General features: G+C 52.1%; 1 protein-coding gene and 1 pseudogene. One reads left to right on the top strand and one right to left on the bottom strand.

Features of this window, described 5'->3' with window-relative positions:
- Positions 1-411 precede the first annotated feature (411 nt).
- A pseudogene (locus C8J36_RS23775) lies at positions 412-564 on the top strand (integrase core domain-containing protein); the annotation flags it as partial.
- A gap of 381 nt (positions 565-945) precedes the next feature.
- Here C8J36_RS23775 and C8J36_RS23770 read toward each other — a convergent pair.
- A partial coding sequence (locus C8J36_RS23770) for a tripartite tricarboxylate transporter substrate binding protein (protein ID WP_165915159.1) occupies positions 946-1,845 on the bottom strand: 900 nt, incomplete at its 5' end.

The following is a 1,845-nucleotide window of genomic DNA, read 5'->3' as shown; positions in this document are numbered from 1 at the left end:
ACCTCAATAGGGGAAATGATTGTAGCGCATGACATAAGGCATGGACATAAAGCCAATCACCAAATCAGGGCAGACGGCCTTCGGCGGAGGCATACTTCCTGCCCTACGACGAAGGCTTTGATACAGGTATCGGCGCCATCGGGTTTGATAAGCGCTGTGGCGACATATCTGCCTAAGTGTTTAAGGTGTTCCGGCGCGTTTGGTAGCATGATCGTCGTCAGTATTTCCGGTGCCAGTTAGCTCGACTTGTTGCGTTTGCGCATAACATTGGAGCAAATTGGCCTTAACGGAAGCCACTTAAAACCGCATCCCAAACATATACTTGCAACCAGTCCTCCTCGCTGTAATAGGGCGACTGGCCGACGTCTCTGCTCGTCTTCATCAAAATCTCCTCGTTCATATTGCCGAGAAAGTTCTAGGCATGAATGGCTCGACCAATACATCATCGTAAGCATCGAGGAGGCACAGGAATTCGCCCAGTGGCTATGGACCTATAACAACGAACGGCCCAATATGGGCATTGGCGACATCACGCCCGCACAGAAACTGAAAATGGCTGCGTGAATTCTTTTGCCGAGCCCCGTTAAAAACGGGGATTACCATCCATCGAGAACCAATTATTAGATAAACAGGTCCTTTCAAGCGGAACCCGCTGTACCGGAGAAAAATTCTAAGGCTCAACGCGCCACACTCACCGGGCGAATTGTAACTCCACACGTTGGCACCTTTAAAAAGCTCTTTCCGCAATTAACTCGCTGAACGGGGCATTGAAACTTGGATAACCCCACAGCCCTTCCAGGCATGTCTACGACATAAACCAAAATTCATGTCTAAAAAACAGGGTCTGGATCCGTAGACGCCCGGTCCGAGGTCTATCAAGAGAACCACCGCGTATGGAGCATAAACTAGCTCCACACGCAGCGGTATTTCGACTAATGCAGAAAATCAACCTTTTATCAATCCCATTTTCTTTGCCAAGCCTTTCCAATACTCAATAGAGTCGATCAGCTTCTTTTCAAGGTCAGCAGGGCTCATATCAACCGGCCTTGCATCCAGCTTTGCCAAAAAAGCCTTACCTTCCGCCGACGACATGACCTTTTGAATGCCGTCATGAAGCTTTTGCACTGTCGCTGGGGGCGTTCCTGCAGGAGCAAATATTGTCCAGTAATTGTCGGCCAGAGCGTTCGGGTAACCTGCTTCCGCTGCGGTGGGCACGTTTGGTAAAGCCAAAGCCCGATCTTTTCCCAAAATGGCTAAGGGAACCGCGCCGCTTTGCACCGCCGCCAACATGCCTGCAACAGCACCGACGGTGACGTCAACGCGATTGGCCACAAGGTCTAGATAGGCCTCTGAGCCTCCTGGATAGGGTACCGGCGTCATGGAAACGCCAAGCGCATCATTGAGCATTTCGCCATAAAAATGCATAAAGCCGCCTGCACCGGTCGTCCCAAAGAAAAGCTTGCCTTCTTTGGCTTTCTTAGCAAGCTCCTGAAGCGACCTTACATTCAGCTTCGCGCTGCCTAGAACCATTACGTCGCCATTGCCAGCGATACCAACGGGAACGAGGTCCTTAACAGGATCGAATGGGAGGTCAGTCCGCGAGGCCGCGTTTGTCGCGTAAGACGACGACGCAAGTAAAAGCGTATGACCGTCCGGCTTTGCTCGCGCGACATGCATTGCGCCGACCGACGTGCCACCACCCGGTCGGTTCTCGACAACCATCGGCTGACCGAAAAGCGCGCTTAACCCCTGCGCGACATAACGTGCGACTACGTCATTGCTGCCTCCAGCGGAAAACGGCACGACTAGCGTCATCGGTTTCGTCGGGAATTCTTGCGCATAACC

The sequence above is a fragment of the Rhizobium sp. PP-F2F-G48 genome (assembly GCF_004342335.1).
In the GTDB taxonomy this organism is placed as follows: domain Bacteria; phylum Pseudomonadota; class Alphaproteobacteria; order Rhizobiales; family Rhizobiaceae; genus Ferranicluibacter.
This window is presented reverse-complemented; position numbering and strand designations above follow the sequence as displayed.